Source organism: Nocardiopsis sp. iso_25 (assembly GCF_056173305.1).
On sequence record NZ_CM149667.1, the window covers coordinates 398,371 to 419,668 of the forward strand.

Sequence of the window (21,298 nt, forward strand, 5' to 3'; positions counted from 1 at the left end):
TCCCCCAAGGAGCCCGCACATGCCTCCCGAACAGCACCGGCCCCCCAGACGCGGGCGGGGCTTACCGGCGCTCGCCGTCGCGGCGGCCACCGCACTGGCCGCCTCCACCGTCGTCGCCACCACCGCGGCCGGGACCGCCCCCGCCGAACCGGCCGCGGCGCAGGCCGCCTACGAGTGGGACAACGTCGAGATCGTCGGGGGCGGCTTCGTCCCCGGCATCGTCTTCAGCGAGACCGAACCGGGCCTGGCCTACGCGCGCACCGACATCGGCGGCGCCTACCGCTGGAACCCCGACACCGAACGCTGGATCCCCCTGCTCGATTGGGTCGGCTGGGACGAGTGGGGCTACACGGGCGTCGTCAGCATCGCCACCGACCCCGTCGACCCCGACCGCGTGTACGCGGCCGTGGGCACCTACACCAACGACTGGGACCCCAACAACGGGGCCATCCTCAGCTCCGACGACCGCGGCGAGACCTGGGACGTCGCCGAACTGCCCTTCAAGCTCGGCGGCAACATGCCCGGTCGCGGCCTCGGCGAGCGCCTGGCCGTGGACCCCAACGACAACAGCGTCGTCTACTTCGGCGCGAGCGGCGGCAACGGCCTGTGGCGCAGCACCGACCACGGTGCCACCTGGGCCGAGGTCGAGGCCTTCCCCAACCCCGGCGACTACGTCCAGGACCCGGCCGACGAGTCCGGCATGATGTCCGACATCACCGGCGTGACCTGGGTGGACTTCGACCCCCGAACCGGGTCCGGGGGCTCGGTCACCCAGGACGTCTACGTCGGCGTCGCCGACCTCGACGACCCGGTCTACCGCAGTCAGGACGGCGGGCAGACCTGGGAGCCGGTCCCCGGCGCGCCCACGGGGCACCTGCCCGCGCACTCGGTCGTGGACCACGAGGGCGGCCAGCTCTACATGGCCACCACCAGCACCCCCGGCCCCTACGACGGCGACTCCGGCGACGTGTGGCGCATGGACCTGGCGACGGGGGAGTGGACCGACATCAGCCCCGTCCCCTCCGGCTCCGAGGACAACTACTTCGGCTACGGCGGCCTGACCATCGACCGGCAGGACCCGGACACGCTGATGGTCGCCACCCAGATCTCCTGGTGGCCCGACATCCAGATCTACCGCAGCACCGACCGCGGCCGGACCTGGACCCAGGCGTGGGACTGGGGCGCCTACCCCGAGCGCACCATGCGCTACGAGATGGACATCTCCGGAGCGCCCTGGCTGGACTTCGGCGGCACCGGGACGCCCCCGGAGACCCAGCCCAAACTCGGCTGGATGACGCAGGCGATGGCGATCGACCCGTTCGACTCCGACCGCTTCATGTACGGCACGGGCGCCACGGTCTACGGCAGCGACAACCTCACCAACTGGGACGCGGGCACCACCTTCGACATCGGGGTCAGGGCGCACGGCATCGAGGAGACGGCCGTCAACGACCTGATCAGCCCGCCCGAGGGGGCGCCGCTGCACTCGGCCCTGCTCGACATCGGCGGCTTCACCCACCACGACTTGGAGACCGTCCCCGACCAGATGTACCAGCAGCCCTACTGGGGCCACGGGACCAGCCTGGACTTCGCCGAACTCCAGCCCGCGACCATCGCGCGGGTCGGCGGCAGCGACGCCGAGGCCGCCATCGGCCTGTCCACCGACGGCGGCGAGAGCTGGTGGGCCGGACAGGAACCCGGCGGCGTGACCGGCGGCGGAACGGTCGCGGTGAACGCGGACGGCTCGTCCCTCGTGTGGAGCCCCGACGGCACCGGCGTCCACGCCTCCACCACCCTGGGCTCGTCGTGGACCGCCTCCACCGGTGTTCCGGCGGGCGCGAGGGTGGAGGCCGACAGGGTGGACCCGGACGTGTTCTACGCCGTCTCCGGCGGCACGTTCTACACCAGCACCGACGGCGGGGCCACCTTCACGGCGGGCTTCGAGGGGCTCCCGGCCGAGGGGAACATCCGCTTCGGCGCGGTGCCCGGCCACACCGGTGACGTGTGGGTCGCCGGAGGCACGGGGGACCACTACGGCATGTGGCGGACCACGGACGCCGGGGCCTCCTTCGAGCAGGTCGAGGCCGTGGACGAGGGCGACGCGGTCGGTTTCGGCGCGCCCGCGCCGGGCTCGGACTACCCGGCGGTGTACACCAGCTCCAGGATCGACGGCGTGCGCGGGATCTTCCGCTCCGACGACGCGGGCCGGAGCTGGGTGCGGATCAACGACGATCAGCACCAGTGGGCCTGGACGGGGGCGACCGTCACCGGCGACCCCGACGTCTACGGCCGGGTCTACGTCGGCACCAACGGCCGGGGGATCGTCTACGGCGACCTGGCGGGCGGGGGCGGCGACCCCGACCCCGAGCCCTCGCCGGACCCCGAACCCACCCCGGAGCCGTCCCCGGACCCCGAGCCCGAACCCGGGGACTGCGATGTCGAGTACACATTGATCAACACCTGGCCCGGCGGTTTCCAGGCCGGGGTGACGGTCACCAACACCGGCGACGAGGCCCTGGAGGGCTGGGAGGTCGGCTGGGAGTTCACGGCCGGTGAGGAGGTCACGAGCCTCTGGAACGGCGCGCACACGCAGGACGGCGCCTCCGTGCGGGTCACCGACGCCGGGTGGAACGCCCGGATCGCCCCGGGGAGTTCGGTGACGGTCGGCTTCAACGGGATCGTCGACGGCGAGCCCGCGCAGCCGACCGGGCTCACCCTCGACGGGGAGGCCTGCGGCTGACGCCCTGACACGGCGGGGCCGGGAACCGCGGGGGCGGTTCCCGGCCCCGCCGTGCCACGCCTTCGGGGCATTGAGCCGTTCCTGCCCAGGAGCAGACCCGCATCCGCTACACAGGGCCGTATGAACGAGCCGGTGACCGCCACCCTGTCCGAAGTGGAGCAGGCAGCGGAGGACGCGTGGCCCAGCCGTCTCGCGGCCGAAGCTGAGGAGGAGGGCCGGGAGGGGTCCGTCTCCCTGGAGGAGATGGAACGGGAGCTGACCCGGCAGGAGGGGTGAACCGGCCGGAACCCGGACACACCCGCGCCCCCGGGGTTCCAGGAGGAGGGAGAACCCCGGGGGCGCGGGCGGACCTGGGGCGGCGCTACCCCTTGACGGCGCCGATGATGACGCCCTTGGTGAAGTGCTTCTGGACCAGCGGGTAGACGAACGTGACCGGCACCAGGGCCACCACCACGATGGCCATCTGGATGGCCAGGTTGGGCGCCGAGGCGGTCCCTCCCTGCATCGCGTCGCCGATCACCGAACTCGAACTGAGCTGCTGGCCCTGCTGCACGTACTGGCGCAGCACGAGCTGGAGCGGCCACTTGGCGTTGTCGTTGATGTAGAGGATGGCGTTGAAGAAGGCGTTCCAGTAGCCCACCGCGTAGAACAGGCCGACGACCGCGGTGACCCCCTTGGACATGGGCAGGACCAGCCGGGTCATGATGGTCCACTCGCTCGCCCCGTCCACCCGGGCGCTGTCGCCGATCTCCTGGGGCAGGTTCATGAAGAACGCCCGCATCACCACCAGGTTGAACGCGTTCACCGCCGTCGGCAGGATCAGCGACCAGTAGCTGTCGATCAGGCCGACGTTGCTCACCAGCAGGTACAGCGGGATCATCCCGGGCGCGAACAGGAAGGTCAGCAGCACCGCGAACAGCAGCGGCCGGTGCCACAGCGACCCGGGCTGGGACAGCCCGTAGGCGGCCAGGACGGTCGCCACCAGGCTGACCAGCGTTCCCACGGCCGTGACGCCCAGGCTGACCAGCACGGCCCGGGTCACCACACCGCCGCTGAACAGGTCGGCGTAGGCCTGGAAGGAGATCCCCTGCGGGACCAGCACCAGGCCGCCCGCGCTGTTCACCGCCGAGGCGGGGGACAGGCTGGTCAGGATCACGACGTAGAGGGGGAAGACGATGACGACCGCGATGGCGGCCAGGGTGGTGTTCTTCGCGGCGCGCGCGGGGAGGCTGGGGCGCTCCGCCCACACGGGGCGGTCCTTGAACAGTGTGCTCATGCTCGTCGGTAGATTCCGTTTTCGCCCATCTTGTGGGCCAGCTTGTTGGCCAGAACGATGAGGACCAGTCCGACCACGCCCTTGACCAGGCCCGCGACCGCTCCCGCGCTGAAGTTCCCCGTCACCAGGGTCTGGTGGTAGATGAAGGTGTCCAGCACCTCCGACACGCCCGAACCGAACGCGTCGCGCTGGAGGTAGAACTGCTCGAAGCCGACGTTGAGGATGTCGCCGATCTTGAGGATGAGCAGCAGGACGATCACCGGGCGCAGGCCCGGCAGGGTGATGTGCCACATCCGCCGCCAGCGCCCGGCGCCGTCCACGGCCGCGGACTCGTAGAGGTTCTGGTTCACGGCCGCCAGCGCCGCCAGGAAGATGATCGTGCCCCACCCGGCGTCCTTCCAGACCATCTGGGAGGTGACCACGAACAGGAACGCGTCCGGGTCGGTCATGACCTCCAGCGGGGCGTACCCGTTCTGCCGCAGGATCTGCGAGAACAGCCCCGCGCCGCCCAGGATCTGCTGGAACAGGGTGACGACCAGGACCCACGAGAAGAAGTGCGGCATGTACACGATGCTCTGGAGCACCATCCGCAGCCTGGGGCTGAGCACGCTGTCCAGCAGGATGGCCAGGGCGATCGGGATGGGGAAGAAGAACACCAGCTGGACGGCGGCGATGACCAGCGTGTTGCCCGCCGCGGACCAGAAGCGGGGGTCGGTGAACAGCCGCTCGAAGTGCGCCAGCCCCACCCACGGGCTGCCCCACACCCCGTCCCAGGGGTTGTAGTCCTGGAAGGCGATGATGTTGCCGAGGGTCGGCGTGTAGTGGAACACCGCCAGCAGACCGATCGCCGGGACCGTCATCAGCAGGAGCTGCCAGTCGCGGCGCAGCCTCGCCCCGAACGGGACCCGCCTGCGCACCGGGGGCGCGGACCCGCCCCTGAGGTCCGGGACGGCCGGGGGCCGACCCCGGCCCCCGCGCCCTCGGGACGCGGCGGCCGGGGAGGGCGGTTCGCCCTTGGTCACGGTCCGCTCAGTCACGGCCGTGCTCCTGGAGGACCCCCATGTAGAACTCGCGGCCCTCGTCGCCGCCGTCGCGGCGCCAGTCCGCGACGGCCTGGTCCAGGGCGCTGAGGTCCTCGCGGCCCCGGATGATGTCGTTGACCCTGTCGGTCAGCGGGGTCTCGGCCCCGGAGAAGCGCTCCGGGCGTTGGATGCGGATGCCCGCGAACGGGTCGTCCTCGGTGAACTGGGCGGCGTGGTTGTACCAGTCGCACTTCCACGGCACGAAGTCCGGGTACTGGCTCTCGGTGATCGCCTGGGGGCGACCGCTGATGAAGTAGTAGCCGTCGTTGACCTCGCCGTTGCCGGTGTCGGTGAGCTGCGGGGCGCCGTCGTCGTTGAGCTCGTGGTGCACGCCCTCCTCGCCGTAGCGGTAGTCCATGTACTCCCGCGTCCCGAACGGCGCGGCGCAGTAGTTGACGATGCCCAGGATCTCCTCGACCTGCTCCGGTTCCATGCCCTTGCGCAGGAACACGGACTGGGCCGAGGGGTCGCTGCGGTGCATCACCGGGTCGGCGCCGCCGTTGCCGAAGACCGGCATCAGGTCCAGGCGGAAGTCGGGGTTGTCGCCGAGCATCTGCATGTAGGCCTCGTGCCAGGCGCCGATGCCGTCCTGGTTGAAGAGGATCTGCCCGGAGTTGAGGAGCTCCTTGGAGTTGTCACCCTGGGCGACGATGTCGGGGTGGACGAGCCCCGCGTCGAAGAGCCTGCGCATGTACTCGATGCTGGCCCTCCACTCCTCGGTCTCGAACATGTGGGTGAGCTCGCCGCCCGCGTAGCGCCACTGCTTGGGCGCGCCGAAGACCTGGCGCATGGTGAGGTTGAAGTCGCCGAAGGCCCAGCGGTTGTTGTCCGGGTCGTTGACCTCCTCGCCGATCGCGAACAGGTCGTCGGGGCTGGTCGGGGCCTCCAGGCCGTACTCCTCCAGGAGGTCGCGCCGGTACAGGACCCAGTTGCCGAAGGGCTCGGCGGGCCAGGGCACCCCGTGCAGCTGCTGGTTGAAGACGTTCCAGCGCCAGGCGTCGCTGTCCAGGTTGGCCAGCAGGGGGTAGGCCTGCGCCGCGTCGCCGGCCAGGTGCGGCGTCAGGTCCTCGAACAGTTCGCCGACGGCCCGGTTGAAGTGCGGGATCAGGTTGATGACCCAGTCGGGGATCATCGTGATGTCGGCGACGTCGCGTCCGGCGATCACCGCGTTCATCTTGTCGATGACCGAGTTGCCGTCCTGGAAGTTGAACTCCACCGTGGCGCCCAGGTGCCCGTTGACGTACTCGAAGAAGGAGTTGTCGCCCAGGCCGGGCGGGATCGGCCCCCACAGCGGGGTCATCGCGGTGTACTGCCCGCCCCGGCCGGGGGCCTCGGTCACGGCCTGGACGAACTCCGTCGGGTAGGCGGTGAACCCGTCCGGCGCGCCGTGCTGTCCCGGGATGTCGGGGGTGACCCCCTGGAACGGGATGTGCGTGGGGATCAGGTCGTCCAGCGAGCTGGCGGAGGAGGCGGACCCTCCGCCGCTGGACGACTCCGAGCCGCAGCCGGTGAGCGTTCCGGCGGTGAGCGCCGCGGCGGTGGAGGCGCCCACCAGGCCGAGGAAGCGGCGTCGGCTGGGGGGCAGGCGCAGGGGGGTGGTGCGCATAGCGTCGTTCCTTCGGTTGAGCAGGCCGGGGGAGCCCAAGGGGGGTAGGAAACGAAGGGCCATTTTGCTATGAATTAGTTGGCCGTTTAGACAAACAAATTACTCCACTGTGATGTGGCACACAAGGTCTTCAGGTATCGAAGTCGAAGCGGTTCGATTTCGAAGGACAATACCCTCGCGCACGAGAGGCGAACACCCCCCATGACCCTCCAGCCGCACCTGCCGCCGTACCGGGACCCCGCCCTGCCCGCGGAACGGCGCGTGGACGACCTGCTCGCCCGCCTCACCCCGGAGGAGCGGATCGGCCTGCTCCACCAGCACCAGGCCCCCGTGGAGCGCCTGGGTGTCGGCCCCTTCCGGACCGGGACCGAGGCGCTGCACGGACTGGCCTGGCTCGGACCGGCCACCGTCTACCCGCAGGCCGTCGGCCTGGCCAGCACCTGGGACCCCGGCCTGCTCCGCCTCGTCGGCCGGGCCGTCGGCGACGAGGTGCTCGCCCGCAGGGGTGCGGGCGCGTCACCCAACGTCTGGGCGCCCGTGGTCAACCCGCTGCGCGACCCCCGCTGGGGCCGCAACGAGGAGGGCTACTCCGAGGACGCGTGGCTGACCGGGCTCCTGGCCGCCGCCTACGCCCGGGGGCTGGCCGGTGACGGCGACACGCTGCGCCTCGCGCCCACCCTCAAGCACTTCCTCGCCTACAACAACGAGGAGGGCCGCTGCGAGACCTCCAGCGACCTGCCGCCCAGGGTCCTGCACGAGTACGAGCTCCAGGCCTTCCTGCCCGCGCTGGCCGAGGGGGCGGCCGTGTCCGTCATGCCCTCCTACAACCTGGTCAACGGGCGGCCCGCGCACCTGAGCCCGCTGATCGGCGACGTGCTGCGCCCGGCCGCGCCCGACCGCCTGCTGGTGGTCAGCGACGCCTACGCGCCCGCCAACCTCGTGGAGGCGCAGCACTTCCACCCCGACCTGCCCACGGCCTACGCGCACGCGATCCGGGCCGGTCTGGACAGCTTCACCCAGGACGACGACCGGGCCGGGGCCACCCTCGGGCACGTGCGCGAGGCGCTGCGCCGGGGGCTGCTCACCGGGGCCGACATCGACCGCGCCGCGCGCAACGTGCTCTCGGTCCGGATACGGCTGGGCGAGTTCGACCCCGTGATGGGCGGGGTTGACGGGCTCGCCGGGGTGGGCGGGGACCTGTTGGCCGGGGACGGTCCGGACGGTGAGGTATGGGACGTGGGCACGGAGGACACCGGGGTCGGTGACGCCGTGGGGAAGCGCGGGTACGGGGACACAGGAGAGGGCGGGGATGGTACCGGGGCTGCGGGGACTGCTGGTACCCCGGGGGAACCCGGGGGCGGGACCGCAGGTGGGGCCGGGGACAGCGTTGGGGCTGCCGGGGCCTTCGACACCCCCGAGCACCGGGCGCTGGCCAGGGAGGCGGCCACCCGCTCGATCGTGCTGCTCCGCGACGAGGGCGCGCTGCTCCCGCTGCGCGACGTGCGCCGGGTCGCCGTCGTCGGCCAGCTCGGAGACACCGTGCTGGAGGACTGGTACAGCGGGACGCTGCCCTACGCCGTCACCGCGCGCGCCGGGATCGCCGAACGGGTGGAGACGGTGTTCTGCGAGGGCGTGGACCGGATCCGGCTGGGGGCCGCAGGGGGCGCGACCGTCGCGGACCCCGGCGACGGGGGGCCGCTCCGGACGGTCCTCCCCGACGAGCACGGGGCGCTGCGCGGCGCTGACGGAAACCTGCGCAGGCGCGCGCCCGAGGCGGAGCGCGCGCGGACGGAGGGCGCGCGGACGGAGGGCGCCCCGGTCGGGGGCGCGGACTTCGACCTCCTGGACTGGGGCGGCGGCGCCTGCGCCCTGCGCTCGGTGCGCACCGGCAGGTACGTCGACGCGGGGGCCGACGGAGTCCTGGCCTGTACCGCGCCCGGCCCCGGCACCTGGGAGGTCACCCAGACCTTCCGCCTGGCGGAGGAGGACGGCCTCCTGCGGCTCACGCACGTCCACAGCGGTCGCGGCGTCACCGTGCGGGACGGCCTCCTCGTCCTGGCGGAGGACGGGGACCGGGCCGCCCCGTTCACCGTGGACGGGCTCGGCACGGGCGCCGAGGAGGCCGCGCGGACGGCCTCCGCCGCCGACGTCGCGGTCGTCGTCCTGGGCGACCACCCCATGGTCAACGGGCGCGAGACCGAGGACCGGACCGACCTGGACCTGCCCGCCGCCCAGGAGCGGGTGCTGCGCGCCGTGCGCGCGGCCAACCCCGCCACGGTCCTGGTGCTCAGCAGCGGCTGCCCGTTCGGGATCACCTGGGCCGACGAGCACGTCCCGGCCGTCCTGTGGTCGGCGCACGGCGGCCAGGAGTACGGCCACGGGCTCGCCGACGTGCTCTTCGGCGACGCCGAGCCCTCCGGGCGGCTTCCGCAGACCTGGTACCGCTCCGCCGACGACCTGCCGGGGATGCTCGACTACGACATCGTCGGCGCGCGCGGCACCTACCTGTACTTCGAGGGCGAGCCGCTCTACCCCTTCGGGCACGGACTCGGCTACACGTCGGTGGAGTACGCGGACCCGGTGGTCCGCGTGGACGGCGGCCGGGTCACCGTCACCGTCGTGGTCGCCAACACGGGCACGCGGCCCGCCGACGAGCTGGTGCAGGTCTACAGCCGCCAGCTGGCCTCGCGGGTGCGGACCCCGCTGCGCGCGCTGCGCGGGTTCGCCCGGGTGCGCGTGGAGCCGGGCCGCAGCGCGATGGCCGCGGTCTCCTTCGACGTGGACCGGCTCGCGCTGTGGGACACCACCCGCGACCGCTTCGTGGTGGAGGAAGCGCCGCGCCAGGTGCTGGTCGGGCGCTCGGCGACCGACATCCGCGCCATCGCGGCCCTGGACGTGCCGGGGGAGGCCGTCCCGCCCCGCGACGCGCGCACGCCGTGGTCGGCCGCGGGCTACGACGACGCCCGGGGCACGTCCCTGTGCCCGCTCACCCCCGAGCGGGGCGACGCGGTGCGCTCCCGGGAGGGCGGCGCGTGGGCGGCCTTCCACGGCGTGGACCTCGGGGACGGGGCCACCGGGTGCCGCCTCACGGTGAACGCCGAGCACGCCTGCACGGTCCGCATCCGCCTGGACGACCCCGAGGACGGGCCGACCGCCGCGGTGGCCGACGTCCCGGCGGGCAAGGACGGCTACGACTTCACCGAGGTCGGCGCGGCCTTCGGGGACGCGGATGGAGCCGGGGGTATCCGTGACCTGTACCTGGTCTTCGACCGGCCGGGCACGGCGGTGGCCGACCTGGTCCTGACCGGCGGTGCCCCGGAACCGGAGGCGGACTGAGCGGCAGCGGGCAGGACACGGGTCGACCGGCCCGTCCGGACACCCGACCGGCCCGTCCGGACACCCGGGCGGGCCGTCCCGGCCGCCCGGGTCCCCGTGGCGGCCGCCGTACGCTCCCGGACCGGCGGGGCCCGGAGGGGCTCACCGGAACTGGGCCACCAGCTGGACCAGGATGTTGTGCGGCAGGCTGCGGGGGAGCATCTGGTTGACGGTGCCGGAGACGTGGAGGCCGTGTTCCGGCACGTGGTAGAGCACGTTCCCGAAGGCCCCGGAGTGGCCGATCATCTCCGGGGCGGGTGTGAACGGCGTCATCCAGCGCGGGAGCCTGAACCGCATGACGCCGATCCCGTAGTCGATGGGGACCAGGCGCGAGAACACCGGGTTCCAGCGCGCGGTCATCTCCGCCAGGTACCGCGCGGGGAACAGCTCGCCCCCGACGAAGGCGCGCAGGAGCCGGAGCTGGTCGGCCGAGGTCGAGACCACCGCTCCGTCGGGCGGGAACGAGGCGATCGTTTTCGGCACGCGCAGCCGGGTGCGGCCGTGCAGGAGCGCGGCGACCTCGTCGTAGCGGTCCAGCGTGTGCGGGGTGAACAGCCAGGTGTCGCGCAGCCCGAGCGGTTCGAGGACCCGGGCGCGCAGGGCCCGGTCGTAGCCGCCGGACGTGGCCACCTCGACCACGCGCCCGAGCAGCTGGTAGTTGGTGTCGCAGTAGTGCGCCCTGCCCGGGGCCGAGGGGGCGAACCGGCTCGGCATGGCCCTGGCCATGTCGAGGAAGTCCTCGAAGGACCAGGCGGCGTCCTCGCGGAGCATGTCGCCCAGGAACGTGGTGCCGTCGGGGCGCTTCTGCTCGAAGTAGTCGGGGATCCCGGAGGTCTGCGTCAGCAGTTCGCGCACCGTGATCGCCGGGCCGTGGTCGCGGCCCCCGTACGTGTTCAGTCCGCGCATCGTGTCCGCGCCGAGCAGGTCCGCGACGGGTGTGTCGAGGGTCAGGGCCCCCTCGTCGCGCAGCTGCATGACCATCGTGACGGTGTACAGCTTGGTGATGCTGGCGACGAAGTACGGCCGCCCGGTGTCGCCGTGGCTCCAGGCGAACCCGGTGGAGGGCTGCTCCACGGCCAGGCTCATCAGCGACACCCCCGGCTCGGCGGCGTAGCGCGCCGCGATCCTGTCGAGCCGGGCCGGTATCCGCTCGCTCACGGGGTGTCCTCCAGCAGTCGTCCGGTGGCGTCGAGCCAGTCCAGCTCCGCCCTGGCCAGGGTGATGCCGTAGGAGAGCGTGGCCAGGCGGAGCGCCTGCCCGAGCCCGGCGGCCTGCGCCGGGACGGCGATCGCCTCCAGCGCGGCCAGCTCCCCGCCCACCTCCCGCCTGCGGGCGTCCAGCAGTTCCCGGACGTCCTCCGTGCGCATCCGGTCCGCGAAGAACAGCCGCGCCAGGAAGGGGTCCCGGGTCGGCGGGGTGCGCAGGGGGGAGGCGAGCCAGCGGTCCAGCTCGGCCAGCCCGGGGGCGGTCACGCTGTGCAGGTGCAGGTTGGGGCGCTCCTCCTGCACCACGGTGCGGCGGGAGGCCAGGCCCTCCTCCACCAGGCCGGTGAGCGTCCGGTAGATCTGCGACTGGTCCGCCGTCCAGAAGTGCCCGACGCTCTCGTCGATCACCTTCTTCAGGTCGTAGCCGCTCATCGGCTTGATGGACAGGAGCCCGAGGATGGCGTGGCGCAGGGACATGGGTAGAGGATAGCGCCGATATGTGTGTTGTCCACTATGGGAGAGTGCAAGTAGAGCGGGGCCCGGTGCGGGCTCCGGAGCCGGAACGCCGGAACGATGGTGAGTCCCCTGCTCAGGGCAGGTTGAACGCCGCCCAGCACGGCCCTCCGGCAGCGGTCCGGAAAGGTCGCCGGTGTGACGCGGGGGGCTCCGACCCGCCTCTGGGCGAGGTCGGGCGGTCGAGGTGCGCTACGGGTACGGGATCCCGTCGGACGGGCGGGCCCGGCGAACCCTCCCGGTCACGGCACTACGCGGTGTCCGCGGTGCTTCCGTCCGGCTGTGCCGTGTCCGCCGCCGGATGCTCGACGGGCTCCGAGGCGGGGTCCGAGGCGGATTTTTCGCCGGACTCCCGGGCCGGTGCGACGGGCTCGGGCAGGGGCAGCAGCCCGGCGTCGAGCGAGTGGATCATCGCGGTGGCCCCGCCCCTGGCCGCCGCGCTCAGCCCCAGCGACGACAGCTCCACCCGGCAGCCGCCCGCGTCCGGCGCGAACGCGCTCGCGGCCGCCTCCGCCCGGCAGTTCGGCAGCAGCCACGGGCCCAGGGGCACGAAGTAGCCGCCCAGCACCACCAGGCTCGGGTTGGTGACGTTGATCAGCACGGCCAGGCCCCGGCCCAGCCACGTGCCGGCCCGCTCCAGCGCGCCGACGGCGGCGGCGTCACCCGATTCGGCGCGTTCCACGGCCGTCCCCACCAGCTCGGCGACGTCGCTGCCCGACAACGGGTGGTCAGGGAACCGGTCGGGGACGGCCCCGCGCAGGATGGCCCCGATCCCCGCCAGCGCCTCCAGGCAGCCGCGGCGCCCGCACGCGCACTCGGGTCCGTCCGGGGACAGCGACAGGTGGCCCACCTCGCCCGCGAACCCGCTGGCGCCGCGCAGCAGCCCGCCCCCCGTCAGGATGCCCGCGCCGATCCCGACCTCGCCGGTCAGGTACGCGAGGTCGGCCGTCCCCGCGGACGACCCCACCCGGTACTCGGCCACCGCGCCCAGGTTCGCGTCGTTGTCCACCCGCACCGGGACGTCCCCCGCCCCGGCCTCGCGCAGCAGCTCCGTCAGCCGGTCGCGCAGCGGCACGTCGCGCCAGCCCAGGTTGGGCGCGTGCGTGACCGTTCCGGAGGGGGCGTCGATCAGAGCCGGGACCGCCACGCTCACCCCCACCACGGTGCGCCCGCGCAGCGCGGGGTCGGCCGCCGTCGCGCCGAGGGTGCGCGCGATGTGCCGCGCGCACGCCTCCGCCCCGGCCGACCGGGCGTCGAAGGGGACGTGGCGGCTGACCAGTTCGCGCTGGAGCAGGTCCACGGCGACCACCGAGAGGTAGTCCACGTTGACCTCCAGGCCGATCGCCGCGATCGAGGAGTCGTCCAGGTCCAGCAGCACCCCGGGGCGCCCCACCCGCTGCCGGGAGGAGCGCCCGGTCTCGCGGACCAGCCCGCGCGCCATGAGGTCGGCGACCAGGCTGGACACCGTGGTCTTGTTCAGCCCGGTGGCCGCGGCCACCGCCGCCCGCGAGCAGGGGGCCAGCTCGCGGACCGTGCGCAGCACGACGCCCAGGTTGGTCTCCCGGACCGTCTGGAAGCTCACCGTTCCCGAACCGACCGACACCTGGTCCCCCTCGTCCCGTCCGACACGGCACACCGTGCCCGGATCGTACAGGGAGCCGACGGCGTGGGCGGGGGCGCTGCCCCGGCAGGGCGTGGCTGCGGGGGCGGACGCGGCGGGGGAGACGGCTGTGACCGGGGGGGCGATCCTGGAACCGGGGGCGACGCCGGGAGCGGGAGTCCGGAGCCGGGACCGGAACCGGGAGGCCGGACCGGAACCGTGAAACTGGGGGCGCGGCCGGGGCCGGACCGGAAAAGCCCTTGCGCGCGGCCGAACCCTCTGGTGGGATCCCGGGCATGGTGCCTCCCGACGTCTTCCGCGACCAGCCCGTCCTCACCGGGGAGAGGGTCCGCCTCGAACCGCTCGACGCCGGGACCGGTGAGCACTTCGTCGAACCGCTGCTGCGCATGGACCCCGAGGTGCGCCGCCTCACCGGCACCCACCGGGAGTTCACCAGGGAGGAGCTGGTGCGCTGGGCCGCGACGCGGCCCGACCACCACGACCGCGCCGACTGGGTGGTCTTCGAGAGGGAGGGCGGCGCGCCCGTGGGCGAGTGCGCGCTGATCGACCTCGACCCGGACAACGCCAGCGTCGGCTACCGGATCGCGCTCAACGGCATGTCCGTCACCGGGAGGGGCTACGGCACCGAGGCCACGGACCTGGTGCTGGAGTACGCCTTCACCGTGGCCGGGCTGCACCGGGTCGCCCTGGAGGTGTTCGCGTTCAACACCCGCGCGCAGAGGTCCTACGCCCGGTCGGGGTTCGTCCGGGAGGGCGTCTGGCGCGGGTCCCTGCGCTGGGACGGCGAGTGGCACGACGCCGTGCTGATGTCGATCCTGGCCGAGGAGCACGCCGGGCTCCGCGCCGCCCGGAAGAAGGGCTGAGGCGGGTTCCGCGGGAGTCGCCCGCCGCTCAGCAGGGTGTGTACCCGCGCAACGCGTCCCGGGGCTACCCTCGGGCCCATGCCCGTTCCTGACTTCCTCATCGCGCTCCGCAGCCACGTCGGCCACGGCCTCCTGCCCCTCGTCGGGGTGACGGCGGTGGTGGTCAACGAGGAGGGTGAGGTCCTCCTGCACCGGCGCGCGGACGACGGCCGCTGGTCCACGCCCGGCGGCATCCTGGAACCGGAGGAGGAGCCCGCCCGGGCCGTGGTCCGCGAGGTGCGCGAGGAGACCGGCGTGGAGGTCGAGGTGGAGCGGCTCAGCAGCGTGGTCGCCCAGGAGCCCTTCACCTACCCCAACGGCGACCGCGTGCAGTTCCTCGACCTGGCCTTCCGCTGCCGCCCCGTGGGCGGGGCGCCCGACGCCAGCGGAGACGAGAGCCTGGACGTGCGCTGGTTCCCGACCAGGGCCCTGCCGGACATGCCCCAGCGCATCCTCGACCGGATCGGCTACGCCCACGAGGACCGCCCGGGGCCGTTCTACCTCACCTGAGCCCCGGCCCCCGGATCCCGGCCTGTACGGGCAACCCGGCCCCGGACCGAGCCAGGTGCCGCCACCGGGCTGGCCGTCAGCGGTCCGGCGGGCGCGGGGAGCGCCCCGGGAGCCTCCGGCGACCGTCGCACCGGCCGGACGGGCCGAGGTGAACTTCGCGGAAACACCGCCGCTGCGGGGCGCGAACCCGGAACCCCCGCCGATTCCCCGTCCCCGGCGCGAGCGCACACCCCCGCCGCCGCTGCCGCGCAGGTCGGACCGTCCCCGCTGCCCGGTGAGCCACCGCAGGCCCCGCCGCCGCTTCTGCCGGACGGTCGCGGGCTACGCCCTGGCCACCGCCGCCGGGGCCCTGGCCCACCACCTCACACAGTTACTGGTCTGACTCTCCAGGCCACTCACAGGCCGCTCCGACCATTCGGGAGGCCGCACCGGCGCGGGGGCCCGGTGCGGCCATGGTCCTCGGAGCCCCGTCGGTGACGGTTGTCGAGCAGGGCAGCCGTCGCCTATCACTCGGATTGCAGTTCCGCCACCGAGCTGTGAAGGCCGTTGCGCTGAAGGCTGGCGAGCACGTCAGTAACCGTTCCCGGCGGTCTGCGCCAGGAGTCGGCGATGAAGGGCATCTCAGTCCAGGCCCAGTTCCCGGGTCATCGCGGACAGTTCGTCGGCGGCCTCACGGCGGCGCTGATCGTCTCTGCCGATGTACTCCAGCAGGGAGTCCGCACGAACCCGGCGGTGGGTACCGACCTTGCGGTAGGCGATCTCTCCGGCCTGGAGAAGGCCGATCAGATGCGGGCGCGAGACGTTGAGCATGTCCGCGGCCTGCTGGGTCGTCAGTTCGGCGTGGTCCGGAACGATCGAGACCCCGCGTCCGGCCGCCATGTGCGCGAGCACGCTGGCCAGCAGTTCGACGGCCGATCGCGGGAGTAGGAGTTCTTCCTGGCTGTTCTCGACGGTGACGGGGACGGGCGTCAGTGTTTCGTGGTGCTCGTCCAGGTAGCGGCGAATCCGGGGTAGGGCGCTTGCGGCCGCCTGGATCTGCTTGGTGTTCGGGTGCGAAGACAACACGGCCATGCTTCCTCCTCGCTTTGAAGCCAAGACCAGAACGTCAGTCCTATAACCGCATTATCCGAAACAAACGAAGCAAACGAAAGGAGGATGACTGTCAGGGCCAGCCGTTCCGGGGCGACCCCAGGGACCACACGCCGGACTCGCGCGGGAATGGCGCCGGTGAGAGCGGGCACCTGCGCGGTACGGGGCCAGGCGGCGTCCGTTGCGGAAGTATCAGTCAACGTATAAACTTGCCTCTGTCGGACTTCGCGGAGGTCCGGAAGTAGAGCCAGGCGACCTGGGGCAGACCGGGAACCTGGCTCGGCGCATGTCTGGGCCCTTTTCAGCAACCGGTGGCGACGTCGATCTCGTAGATACGTTCACCCAGGATGGACCGGTAGGTCTCGTCTCCCTCACGGCCGGCCCGGACCGCTCCTGCCAGGACATCGGCCACCCACAGCAGCGGCTCCTCAGCACCCTTGGTGTGCTCGATGGTGAACTGTGCGCCCTTGGGGAGGGCGTAGCGGGCTCCGATGATGGTGCGGATGTCGCGCTTGTTCAGAGCCGGGCTGCGGGCTTCCATGATCATGGTCTCCACGCCGTAGTCGTGGAGTTCGGGGACCAACTGCTCCAGGCAGCGGGCGCGGGCACGTTCCTGACGTCGGGGAGGAACCGGGGTGCCGACCGCGATGATGTGGACGCCCTCGATGGCGGCAACGGCGTCGGAGGCCTGCTTGCGCTGGGGGACGTCCATCTCTGTCCAGTGGGTCTTGCCGATGCGGCGGCCGCCGCGCAGGGCGTCCATGGCCTGGCGGGCCTCCTCCGAGTGCTGCGGATCGACGATGGCGTTGGCCACGACGTAGTACCCGCGGTGGTCGTGTTCGAGGAACGACTCATCGGCGTAGGCGATCAAGGGGGACTGCATGCTTCCAGGATCGCACCCGGTGGGGACGGCAGGGGCCTAACAGCAGATCACAGCCCTCAATGGCCCCGCACCCTGCCCGCAGGCCGACCGGTCCGAGCCCCGGTTCGGCCACGTGCATCACTCATGACGGTTGTCAAGCCGCCGTTTCGTCACTTGGACTGCGGGGTGCTCGGCGGGCAGGGCGAGCAGCCCGTCCACCGTCTCGGCCAGGTCCCGGCCCGAGACGTCCGGAGGGGCGAAGACCGACGGGAAGCGCCCCTCCAGGTGGGAGGACCAGCCGGTCACCAGCCCCGCGTTCCGCGCCCCCGCCACGTCCCATCCGTGCGCGGTGACCAGGGCCAGCCGTTCCGGGGCGACCCCCAGGGCCCCCGCGGCGGCCCGGTAGGCGCCCGGCGCGGGCCGCCACTCCCCGGCGGGGCGGGCGGCCAGCACGCCCTCCACCAGGTCGAGCAGACCGGCGCGCTCCAGCAGCCCCCGGGCCAGCGCGTCGTCGTGGTCGCCCAGGACCGCGACGGGCACCCCGGCCCCGCGCGCGGCGCGCAGCGCGGCGGCCGCCTCGGGGCGGGGGTCGAGTCCGGCCATGCCCTCGACGATGACGTCCTCGGCGGAGGGGGCGATCTGGTGGCCGGTGATGTCGCGCAGCGCGCCCCGGACCACGTCCTCGAAGGAGCGGTCGGCGCCGTCGCCGCCCACCAGGGCCAGGGCGAACGAGTCGCGCAGCAGGTGGTCCGACCAGCGGGTCATGAGCACCCGGGGGATTCCGGCCTCCCGGAACCGCCACTCCAGGGGCGCGAGGGGGAAGAGGGTGTCGAGGACGTCGAGGACGAGGGCGGCCGGGCGGAGCGGTCGCCCGGCGGGGCGTTCGGACATGGGAGCGGCTCCAGGGAGGGGGTAGGGGACGGCCACCCCGTTCCTACCCGGGCGCGGGGCCCTTCGCGCCTCCCGGCCGCCCGGTCGCCGCCCTCGCGCCCACCGTCCCCGCGACCGGTACCCGGCGCGCCCCCTCCCGCCTCCGCCGCACGGCACCCCGGACCCGCCTTCGTTCCCGGGGCCGCCGCACGGCTCAGAGCGCGTTTTGGTGGGGGATCCGCAGACGGGGGATCTGCTCCACCGCCCACGGGCTCAGCAACCACGGTGTCCGTTCGGCGACCGCCACCAGGTCCGCCCACTCCGCCCACGCGTACTCGGCCACCTCCGACGGGTCGGGGTCCGGACCCTCCTCCGCGCGCGCCCAGAAGACAGGGCAGAACTCGTTCTCCACGATCCCCTCGGCCGACACCGCCCGGTACCGGAAGTCGGGCAGCGCGGGCCGCACCCCGCTGACGCGCATCCCCAGCTCCTGGCCGACCCGGCGGCGCACGGCCGCGTCGAGGTCCTCGTCCGGGCCGGGGTGGCCGCAGCAGCTGTTCGTCCACACCCCCGGCCAGGTGGTCTTGCCCAGGGCCCGGCGGGTGATCAGCACCCGCCCGTCCGCGTCCAGGACGTAACAGGAGAACGCCAGGTGCAGCGGTGTCTCCCGGGTGTGCACGGTGGCCTTGTCGGCGACTCCCACGCGCCGGTGCTCCTCGTCGAGCAGGACCACGAGTTCGCGCTCGGCCCCGCCCTCCGCGCTCGCGGCGGCCTTGTCCTGGGTCACGGCTCCTACCCCCCGGTTCCGGGACCGCCGCGCTCCGCCCGGCCGTCCCTCGTTCCTACGTCACACCCGTACGGTCCGTACTTCCCACGCGGCGACGTTCTCCCCTCCCATACTCACCCGTCACTCCCACCCGATGCGCACCGGCTCCACCGGACCGTGCTCCGCGCGGTCCCGGGGTGCGCATACAGTTCCTGATGGCCCCGAGTCGGGAGCCACCGGACACAGGGAACGGGAGGCCGGCCGCGACGACCGCGGCGCGGCGGTGGAGCGGTGACAGAGACGATGACGGACACGGGTACCCGGACGCTGCCGGAGGAGACGGAGCACCCGGCGGAGCGGATCGACCCCGACCGGCTGGCCGCGTGCCTGGACGTGATCGCCCGCGTCGGCGAGCTGCCCAGCGACCACCCGGACTCGGTCGCCCTCCAGCGCGCGACCGCCCGCCTGTTCAAGAACGTCAAGGAGCAGCGCCGCAGGGAGCGCCAGGCCGCCCGCCGGGCCCACGACAGCGCCGTGTTCGCGGCCACCGCCACCGCCGCGCCGGACCGGATCGACGACGAGACCAACGGCCGCGCCCTCACCAGCGGCAGCGGCGGCGCCCTCGCGGGCGTGCTGAGCAGGCCCCGGCCCTGCTACATCTGCAAGGAGAGGTACCGGGAGGTCGACTCCTTCTACCACCAGCTGTGCCCCGCGTGCGCCGCGTTCAACAGGGAGCGGCGGGCCGCCCGCACCGACCTGACCGGGCGCCGGGCCCTGCTCACCGGCGGCCGGGCCAAGATCGGCATGTACATCGCCCTGCGACTGCTGAGGGACGGCGCGCACACCACCGTCACCACGCGGTTCCCCAACGACGCGGTGCGCCGGTTCGCCGCGATGCCCGACAGCGGCGAGTGGCTGCACCGGCTGCGGGTGGTGGGCATCGACCTGCGCGACCCCGCCCAGGTGCTGCGGCTGGCCGACTCGGTGGCCGAACAGGGGCCGCTGGACGTCCTCATCAACAACGCGGCCCAGACGGTGCGCCGATCGCCCGGCTCCTACGGGCCGCTGGCCGAGGCCGAGGCCGAACCGCTCACGGGCGAGGGCCTGCCCGAGCCGCTGGTGCTGGGCGGCGTGCGCCCGCGCGCCCTGGAGGGTCCCACCGGCCCGGAGCGGGACGCCCCGGCGACCCACGCGCTCACCCCGGCCATGCTCACGTCCCTGGCGCTGACCACGGGCTCCGCGTCGATGGAGCGGGTGCGCACCGGAACGGCGATCGACGCCGGAGGGCTGGTGCCCGACCTGGCCCCGGTGAACAGCTGGACGCGGCGGATCGGCGAGGTCGACCCCGTCGAGATGCTGGAGGTGCAGCTGTGCAACGTGAGCGCGCCGTTCCTGCTGGTGGACCGGTTGCGCCCGGCCCTGGCCGCGTCCTCAGCGCGCCGCACCTACATCGTGAACGTGTCGGCGATGGAGGGGGTGTTCGGCCGCGGCTACAAGGGGCCGGGGCACCCCCACACCAACATGGCCAAGGCCGCGCTCAACATGCTCACCCGCACCAGCGCCCAGGAGATGCTGGAGTCCGACGGCATCCTGATGACCAGCGTGGACACCGGGTGGATCACGGACGAGCGCCCGCACCCGGAGAAGGAGCGGCTGGCCGAGGCCGGGTTCCACGCGCCCCTCGACCTGGAGGACGGGGCCGCGCGCGTGTACGACCCCATCGTGCGGGGCGAGCTGGGCGAGGACCTGCACGGGTGCTTCCTGAAGGACTACGCCCCCGCCAACTGGTAGGGAGCGCGCGGGAACGGCAGTCCGGAAGCCGGGCCGCCCCGTGGTCCAGGCGAGTGCCCGGCGGAGGTCCTCCATCAGCAGCACGAGGTGCGTCGGATCGCTCGGGCTCTGCTCGAACCGGGCCAGACCGTGTCTCCCGAGGCGCTGCTCGCCGCCTCCAGCAGCGCCTTCTGCTGGTCATCGACTCTCAGGTGGATTCTCTCTGCCTTCATGGCGGTAGTCGTACCCCAGGTCGTACGCACAACGTGTGTACGCATGGGCCTGTTCCCGTCGAACAGCGGTGCACTCCCTGAGCCTCCAGGACTCGGGGTGTGCCGGTAGGGGCGGCGGGAACCGGGCCCCGCCTACTCCGCGTGCCCGTTGCGGTAGGCCCAGGCCGCCACCTCCACGCGGTTGCGCGCCCCCAGCTTGGCCTGCACGCTCGCCAGGTGCGTCTTGACCGTGCTCACGGTGACGAACAGCTCCCCGGCCACCTCGGTGTTGGTCAGCCCCCGCGCCACCGCGCGCACGATGTCCAGCTCCCGCACGGTCAGCCCGCCGTCCCCCGGCGCGGACCGGGGCGCCGACGCGAAGTGCCGCAGCAGCCGAACGGTGACCCTCGGGGAGACCAGGGCGTCGCCCCTGGCGGCGGCCCGCACCGCCTCCACCAGCAGGGCCGGTCCGGCGTCCTTGAGCAGGAACCCGACCGCCCCTCCGGTGATCGCCGCGTGCACGTACTCGTCCAGGTCGAACGTGGTCACCACGACCACCCGGAGCGGGTCGGCCACCCCCGGACCGGCCAGCCGCCGGGTGGCCTCCAGACCGTCCACCCCCGGCATCCGGATGTCCATGAGCACCACGTCCGGGCGCAGCTCGCGCGCCATCCGGACCGCCTCCAGGCCGTCACCGGCCTCGCCCACCACCTCGACGCCGTCCTCGGCCGCCAGCATGTACCGGAACCCGGTCCGCACCATGGCCTGGTCGTCCGCCAGCAGCACCCGGATCGGCGCCTCGCCGTCACCGGGCACCGCCCGCTCCCCTTCGGTCCCCGCCGTCACCCCTGCTCCCTCCCTCTCTCCGGCCACCGTCACCACTCCCGCTCCTTCTCGGC

Annotated in this window: 19 protein-coding genes; 6 read left to right on the plus strand and 13 right to left on the minus strand. The window is 73.0% G+C overall.

The genetic code is table 11. From position 1 onward, the window contains the following. Nucleotides 1-19 precede the first annotated feature (19 nt). Together AC0VX6_RS01815 and AC0VX6_RS01820 are read left to right on the plus strand one after the other, a co-directional pair. On the plus strand, nucleotides 20-2,740 hold the full coding sequence (locus AC0VX6_RS01815; protein ID WP_475467268.1) for a cellulose binding domain-containing protein: 2,721 nt from the start codon (nucleotides 20-22) through the stop codon (nucleotides 2,738-2,740). Nucleotides 2,741-2,860: 120 nt separating this feature from the next. Continuing rightward, nucleotides 2,861-3,016, plus strand: coding sequence for a hypothetical protein (locus tag AC0VX6_RS01820; protein ID WP_274975933.1), 156 nt, complete (start codon nucleotides 2,861-2,863; stop codon nucleotides 3,014-3,016). Nucleotides 3,017-3,101: 85 nt separating this feature from the next. On the opposite strand, the gene AC0VX6_RS01825 is transcribed toward AC0VX6_RS01820, so the two are convergent. Genes AC0VX6_RS01825 through AC0VX6_RS01835 form a run of 3 tightly spaced genes read right to left on the minus strand, consistent with a single transcriptional unit; the run spans nucleotide 3,102 to nucleotide 6,704 of the window. Continuing rightward, nucleotides 3,102-4,016, minus strand: coding sequence for a carbohydrate ABC transporter permease (locus AC0VX6_RS01825; RefSeq protein WP_274975934.1), 915 nt, complete (start codon nucleotides 4,014-4,016; stop codon nucleotides 3,102-3,104). Beyond that, nucleotides 4,013-5,053 (minus strand): ABC transporter permease, encoded by a 1,041-nt coding sequence (locus AC0VX6_RS01830; RefSeq protein ID WP_274975935.1) that lies wholly within the window; start codon nucleotides 5,051-5,053, stop codon nucleotides 4,013-4,015. Before AC0VX6_RS01830 ends, AC0VX6_RS01825 begins: the two co-directional genes overlap by 4 nt. Beyond that, entirely contained in the window at nucleotides 5,046-6,704 is a 1,659-nt protein-coding gene (locus tag AC0VX6_RS01835) for an extracellular solute-binding protein (RefSeq protein ID WP_475467269.1), read from the minus strand. Before AC0VX6_RS01835 ends, AC0VX6_RS01830 begins: the two co-directional genes overlap by 8 nt. 201 nt (nucleotides 6,705-6,905) lie before the next feature. Here AC0VX6_RS01835 and AC0VX6_RS01840 point away from each other — a divergent pair, with 201 nt between their 5' ends. Next, nucleotides 6,906-10,040 (plus strand): glycoside hydrolase family 3 C-terminal domain-containing protein, encoded by a 3,135-nt coding sequence (locus AC0VX6_RS01840; RefSeq protein WP_475467270.1) that lies wholly within the window; start codon nucleotides 6,906-6,908, stop codon nucleotides 10,038-10,040. A 141-nt stretch (nucleotides 10,041-10,181) separates the two neighbouring features. Here the strand turns inward: AC0VX6_RS01840 and AC0VX6_RS01845 are convergent, their stop codons facing one another. The 3 genes from AC0VX6_RS01845 to AC0VX6_RS01855 all read right to left on the minus strand — a co-directional run bounded on the left by AC0VX6_RS01845 (nucleotide 10,182) and on the right by AC0VX6_RS01855 (nucleotide 13,400). Continuing rightward, the gene (locus AC0VX6_RS01845) at nucleotides 10,182-11,237 is read right to left on the minus strand and encodes a serine hydrolase domain-containing protein (RefSeq protein WP_475467271.1); all 1,056 of its coding nucleotides are present in this window, start codon (nucleotides 11,235-11,237) and stop codon (nucleotides 10,182-10,184) included. After that, nucleotides 11,234-11,761, minus strand: a complete 528-nt coding sequence (locus tag AC0VX6_RS01850) for a PadR family transcriptional regulator (protein WP_274975939.1) — start codon at nucleotides 11,759-11,761, stop codon at nucleotides 11,234-11,236. Before AC0VX6_RS01850 ends, AC0VX6_RS01845 begins: the two co-directional genes overlap by 4 nt. Before the next feature lie 286 nt (nucleotides 11,762-12,047). Next, nucleotides 12,048-13,400 carry an ROK family transcriptional regulator gene (locus AC0VX6_RS01855; RefSeq protein ID WP_274975940.1) on the minus strand — a complete coding sequence of 451 codons (1,353 nt, stop codon included), beginning with the start codon at nucleotides 13,398-13,400 and terminating at the stop codon, nucleotides 12,048-12,050. A 293-nt stretch (nucleotides 13,401-13,693) separates the two neighbouring features. Here AC0VX6_RS01855 and AC0VX6_RS01860 point away from each other — a divergent pair, with 293 nt between their 5' ends. Together AC0VX6_RS01860 and AC0VX6_RS01865 are read left to right on the plus strand one after the other, a co-directional pair. After that, nucleotides 13,694-14,281 carry a GNAT family N-acetyltransferase gene (locus tag AC0VX6_RS01860; RefSeq protein ID WP_274975941.1) on the plus strand — a complete coding sequence of 196 codons (588 nt, stop codon included), beginning with the start codon at nucleotides 13,694-13,696 and terminating at the stop codon, nucleotides 14,279-14,281. 78 nt (nucleotides 14,282-14,359) lie between these two features. After that, on the plus strand, nucleotides 14,360-14,830 hold the full coding sequence (locus AC0VX6_RS01865) for an NUDIX hydrolase (protein WP_274975942.1): 471 nt from the start codon (nucleotides 14,360-14,362) through the stop codon (nucleotides 14,828-14,830). A 506-nt stretch (nucleotides 14,831-15,336) separates the two neighbouring features. Here AC0VX6_RS01865 and AC0VX6_RS01870 read toward each other — a convergent pair. The 5 genes from AC0VX6_RS01870 to idi all read right to left on the minus strand — a co-directional run bounded on the left by AC0VX6_RS01870 (nucleotide 15,337) and on the right by idi (nucleotide 18,438). Next, a complete protein-coding gene (locus tag AC0VX6_RS01870; protein ID WP_475467272.1) occupies nucleotides 15,337-15,450 on the minus strand; it encodes a VapC50 family PIN domain-containing toxin in 114 nt (37 codons plus the stop codon). A 1-nt stretch (nucleotide 15,451) separates the two neighbouring features. Then, nucleotides 15,452-15,901 (minus strand): helix-turn-helix domain-containing protein, encoded by a 450-nt coding sequence (locus tag AC0VX6_RS01875; protein ID WP_274975943.1) that lies wholly within the window; start codon nucleotides 15,899-15,901, stop codon nucleotides 15,452-15,454. A 319-nt stretch (nucleotides 15,902-16,220) separates the two neighbouring features. Beyond that, entirely contained in the window at nucleotides 16,221-16,802 is a 582-nt protein-coding gene (locus AC0VX6_RS01880) for a DUF3800 domain-containing protein (protein ID WP_274975944.1), read from the minus strand. Nucleotides 16,803-16,919: 117 nt separating this feature from the next. Further along, the gene (locus AC0VX6_RS01885; RefSeq protein ID WP_274975945.1) at nucleotides 16,920-17,672 is read right to left on the minus strand and encodes an HAD family hydrolase; all 753 of its coding nucleotides are present in this window, start codon (nucleotides 17,670-17,672) and stop codon (nucleotides 16,920-16,922) included. Nucleotides 17,673-17,865: 193 nt separating this feature from the next. After that, nucleotides 17,866-18,438: an isopentenyl-diphosphate Delta-isomerase gene (gene idi / locus AC0VX6_RS01890; protein ID WP_274975946.1), complete on the minus strand. Its 573-nt coding sequence runs from the start codon at nucleotides 18,436-18,438 to the stop codon at nucleotides 17,866-17,868. 282 nt (nucleotides 18,439-18,720) lie between these two features. On the opposite strand from idi, the gene AC0VX6_RS01895 reads away from it, so the two are divergent. Continuing rightward, nucleotides 18,721-20,208 carry an SDR family NAD(P)-dependent oxidoreductase gene (locus AC0VX6_RS01895; RefSeq protein WP_475469240.1) on the plus strand — a complete coding sequence of 496 codons (1,488 nt, stop codon included), beginning with the start codon at nucleotides 18,721-18,723 and terminating at the stop codon, nucleotides 20,206-20,208. A 74-nt stretch (nucleotides 20,209-20,282) separates the two neighbouring features. Here the strand turns inward: AC0VX6_RS01895 and AC0VX6_RS01900 are convergent, their stop codons facing one another. Continuing rightward, nucleotides 20,283-20,420: a type II toxin-antitoxin system TacA family antitoxin gene (locus AC0VX6_RS01900; protein WP_274975947.1), complete on the minus strand. Its 138-nt coding sequence runs from the start codon at nucleotides 20,418-20,420 to the stop codon at nucleotides 20,283-20,285. A gap of 132 nt (nucleotides 20,421-20,552) precedes the next feature. Continuing rightward, nucleotides 20,553-21,215: a response regulator gene (locus tag AC0VX6_RS01905; protein ID WP_302475396.1), complete on the minus strand. Its 663-nt coding sequence runs from the start codon at nucleotides 21,213-21,215 to the stop codon at nucleotides 20,553-20,555. Nucleotides 21,216-21,298: the final 83 nt, after the last annotated feature.

Excerpts from the sequence above, each read along its gene's own strand:
- AC0VX6_RS01815 (WP_475467268.1), top strand. The coding sequence starts at position 20 with ATGCCTCCCGAACAGCACCGGCCCCCCAGACGCGGGCGGGGCTTACCG.
- AC0VX6_RS01820 (WP_274975933.1), top strand. The coding sequence starts at position 2,861 with ATGAACGAGCCGGTGACCGCCACCCTGTCCGAAGTGGAGCAGGCAGCG.
- AC0VX6_RS01825 (WP_274975934.1), bottom strand. The coding sequence starts at position 4,016 with ATGAGCACACTGTTCAAGGACCGCCCCGTGTGGGCGGAGCGCCCCAGC.
- AC0VX6_RS01835 (WP_475467269.1), bottom strand. The coding sequence starts at position 6,704 with ATGCGCACCACCCCCCTGCGCCTGCCCCCCAGCCGACGCCGCTTCCTC.
- AC0VX6_RS01840 (WP_475467270.1), top strand. The coding sequence starts at position 6,906 with ATGACCCTCCAGCCGCACCTGCCGCCGTACCGGGACCCCGCCCTGCCC.
- AC0VX6_RS01850 (WP_274975939.1), bottom strand. The coding sequence starts at position 11,761 with ATGTCCCTGCGCCACGCCATCCTCGGGCTCCTGTCCATCAAGCCGATG.
- AC0VX6_RS01860 (WP_274975941.1), top strand. The coding sequence starts at position 13,694 with ATGGTGCCTCCCGACGTCTTCCGCGACCAGCCCGTCCTCACCGGGGAG.
- AC0VX6_RS01865 (WP_274975942.1), top strand. The coding sequence starts at position 14,360 with ATGCCCGTTCCTGACTTCCTCATCGCGCTCCGCAGCCACGTCGGCCAC.
- AC0VX6_RS01870 (WP_475467272.1), bottom strand. The coding sequence starts at position 15,450 with ATGCCCTTCATCGCCGACTCCTGGCGCAGACCGCCGGGAACGGTTACT.
- AC0VX6_RS01875 (WP_274975943.1), bottom strand. The coding sequence starts at position 15,901 with ATGGCCGTGTTGTCTTCGCACCCGAACACCAAGCAGATCCAGGCGGCC.
- AC0VX6_RS01880 (WP_274975944.1), bottom strand. The coding sequence starts at position 16,802 with ATGCAGTCCCCCTTGATCGCCTACGCCGATGAGTCGTTCCTCGAACAC.
- AC0VX6_RS01885 (WP_274975945.1), bottom strand. The coding sequence starts at position 17,672 with ATGTCCGAACGCCCCGCCGGGCGACCGCTCCGCCCGGCCGCCCTCGTC.
- AC0VX6_RS01895 (WP_475469240.1), top strand. The coding sequence starts at position 18,721 with ATGACGGACACGGGTACCCGGACGCTGCCGGAGGAGACGGAGCACCCG.
- AC0VX6_RS01900 (WP_274975947.1), bottom strand. The coding sequence starts at position 20,420 with ATGAAGGCAGAGAGAATCCACCTGAGAGTCGATGACCAGCAGAAGGCG.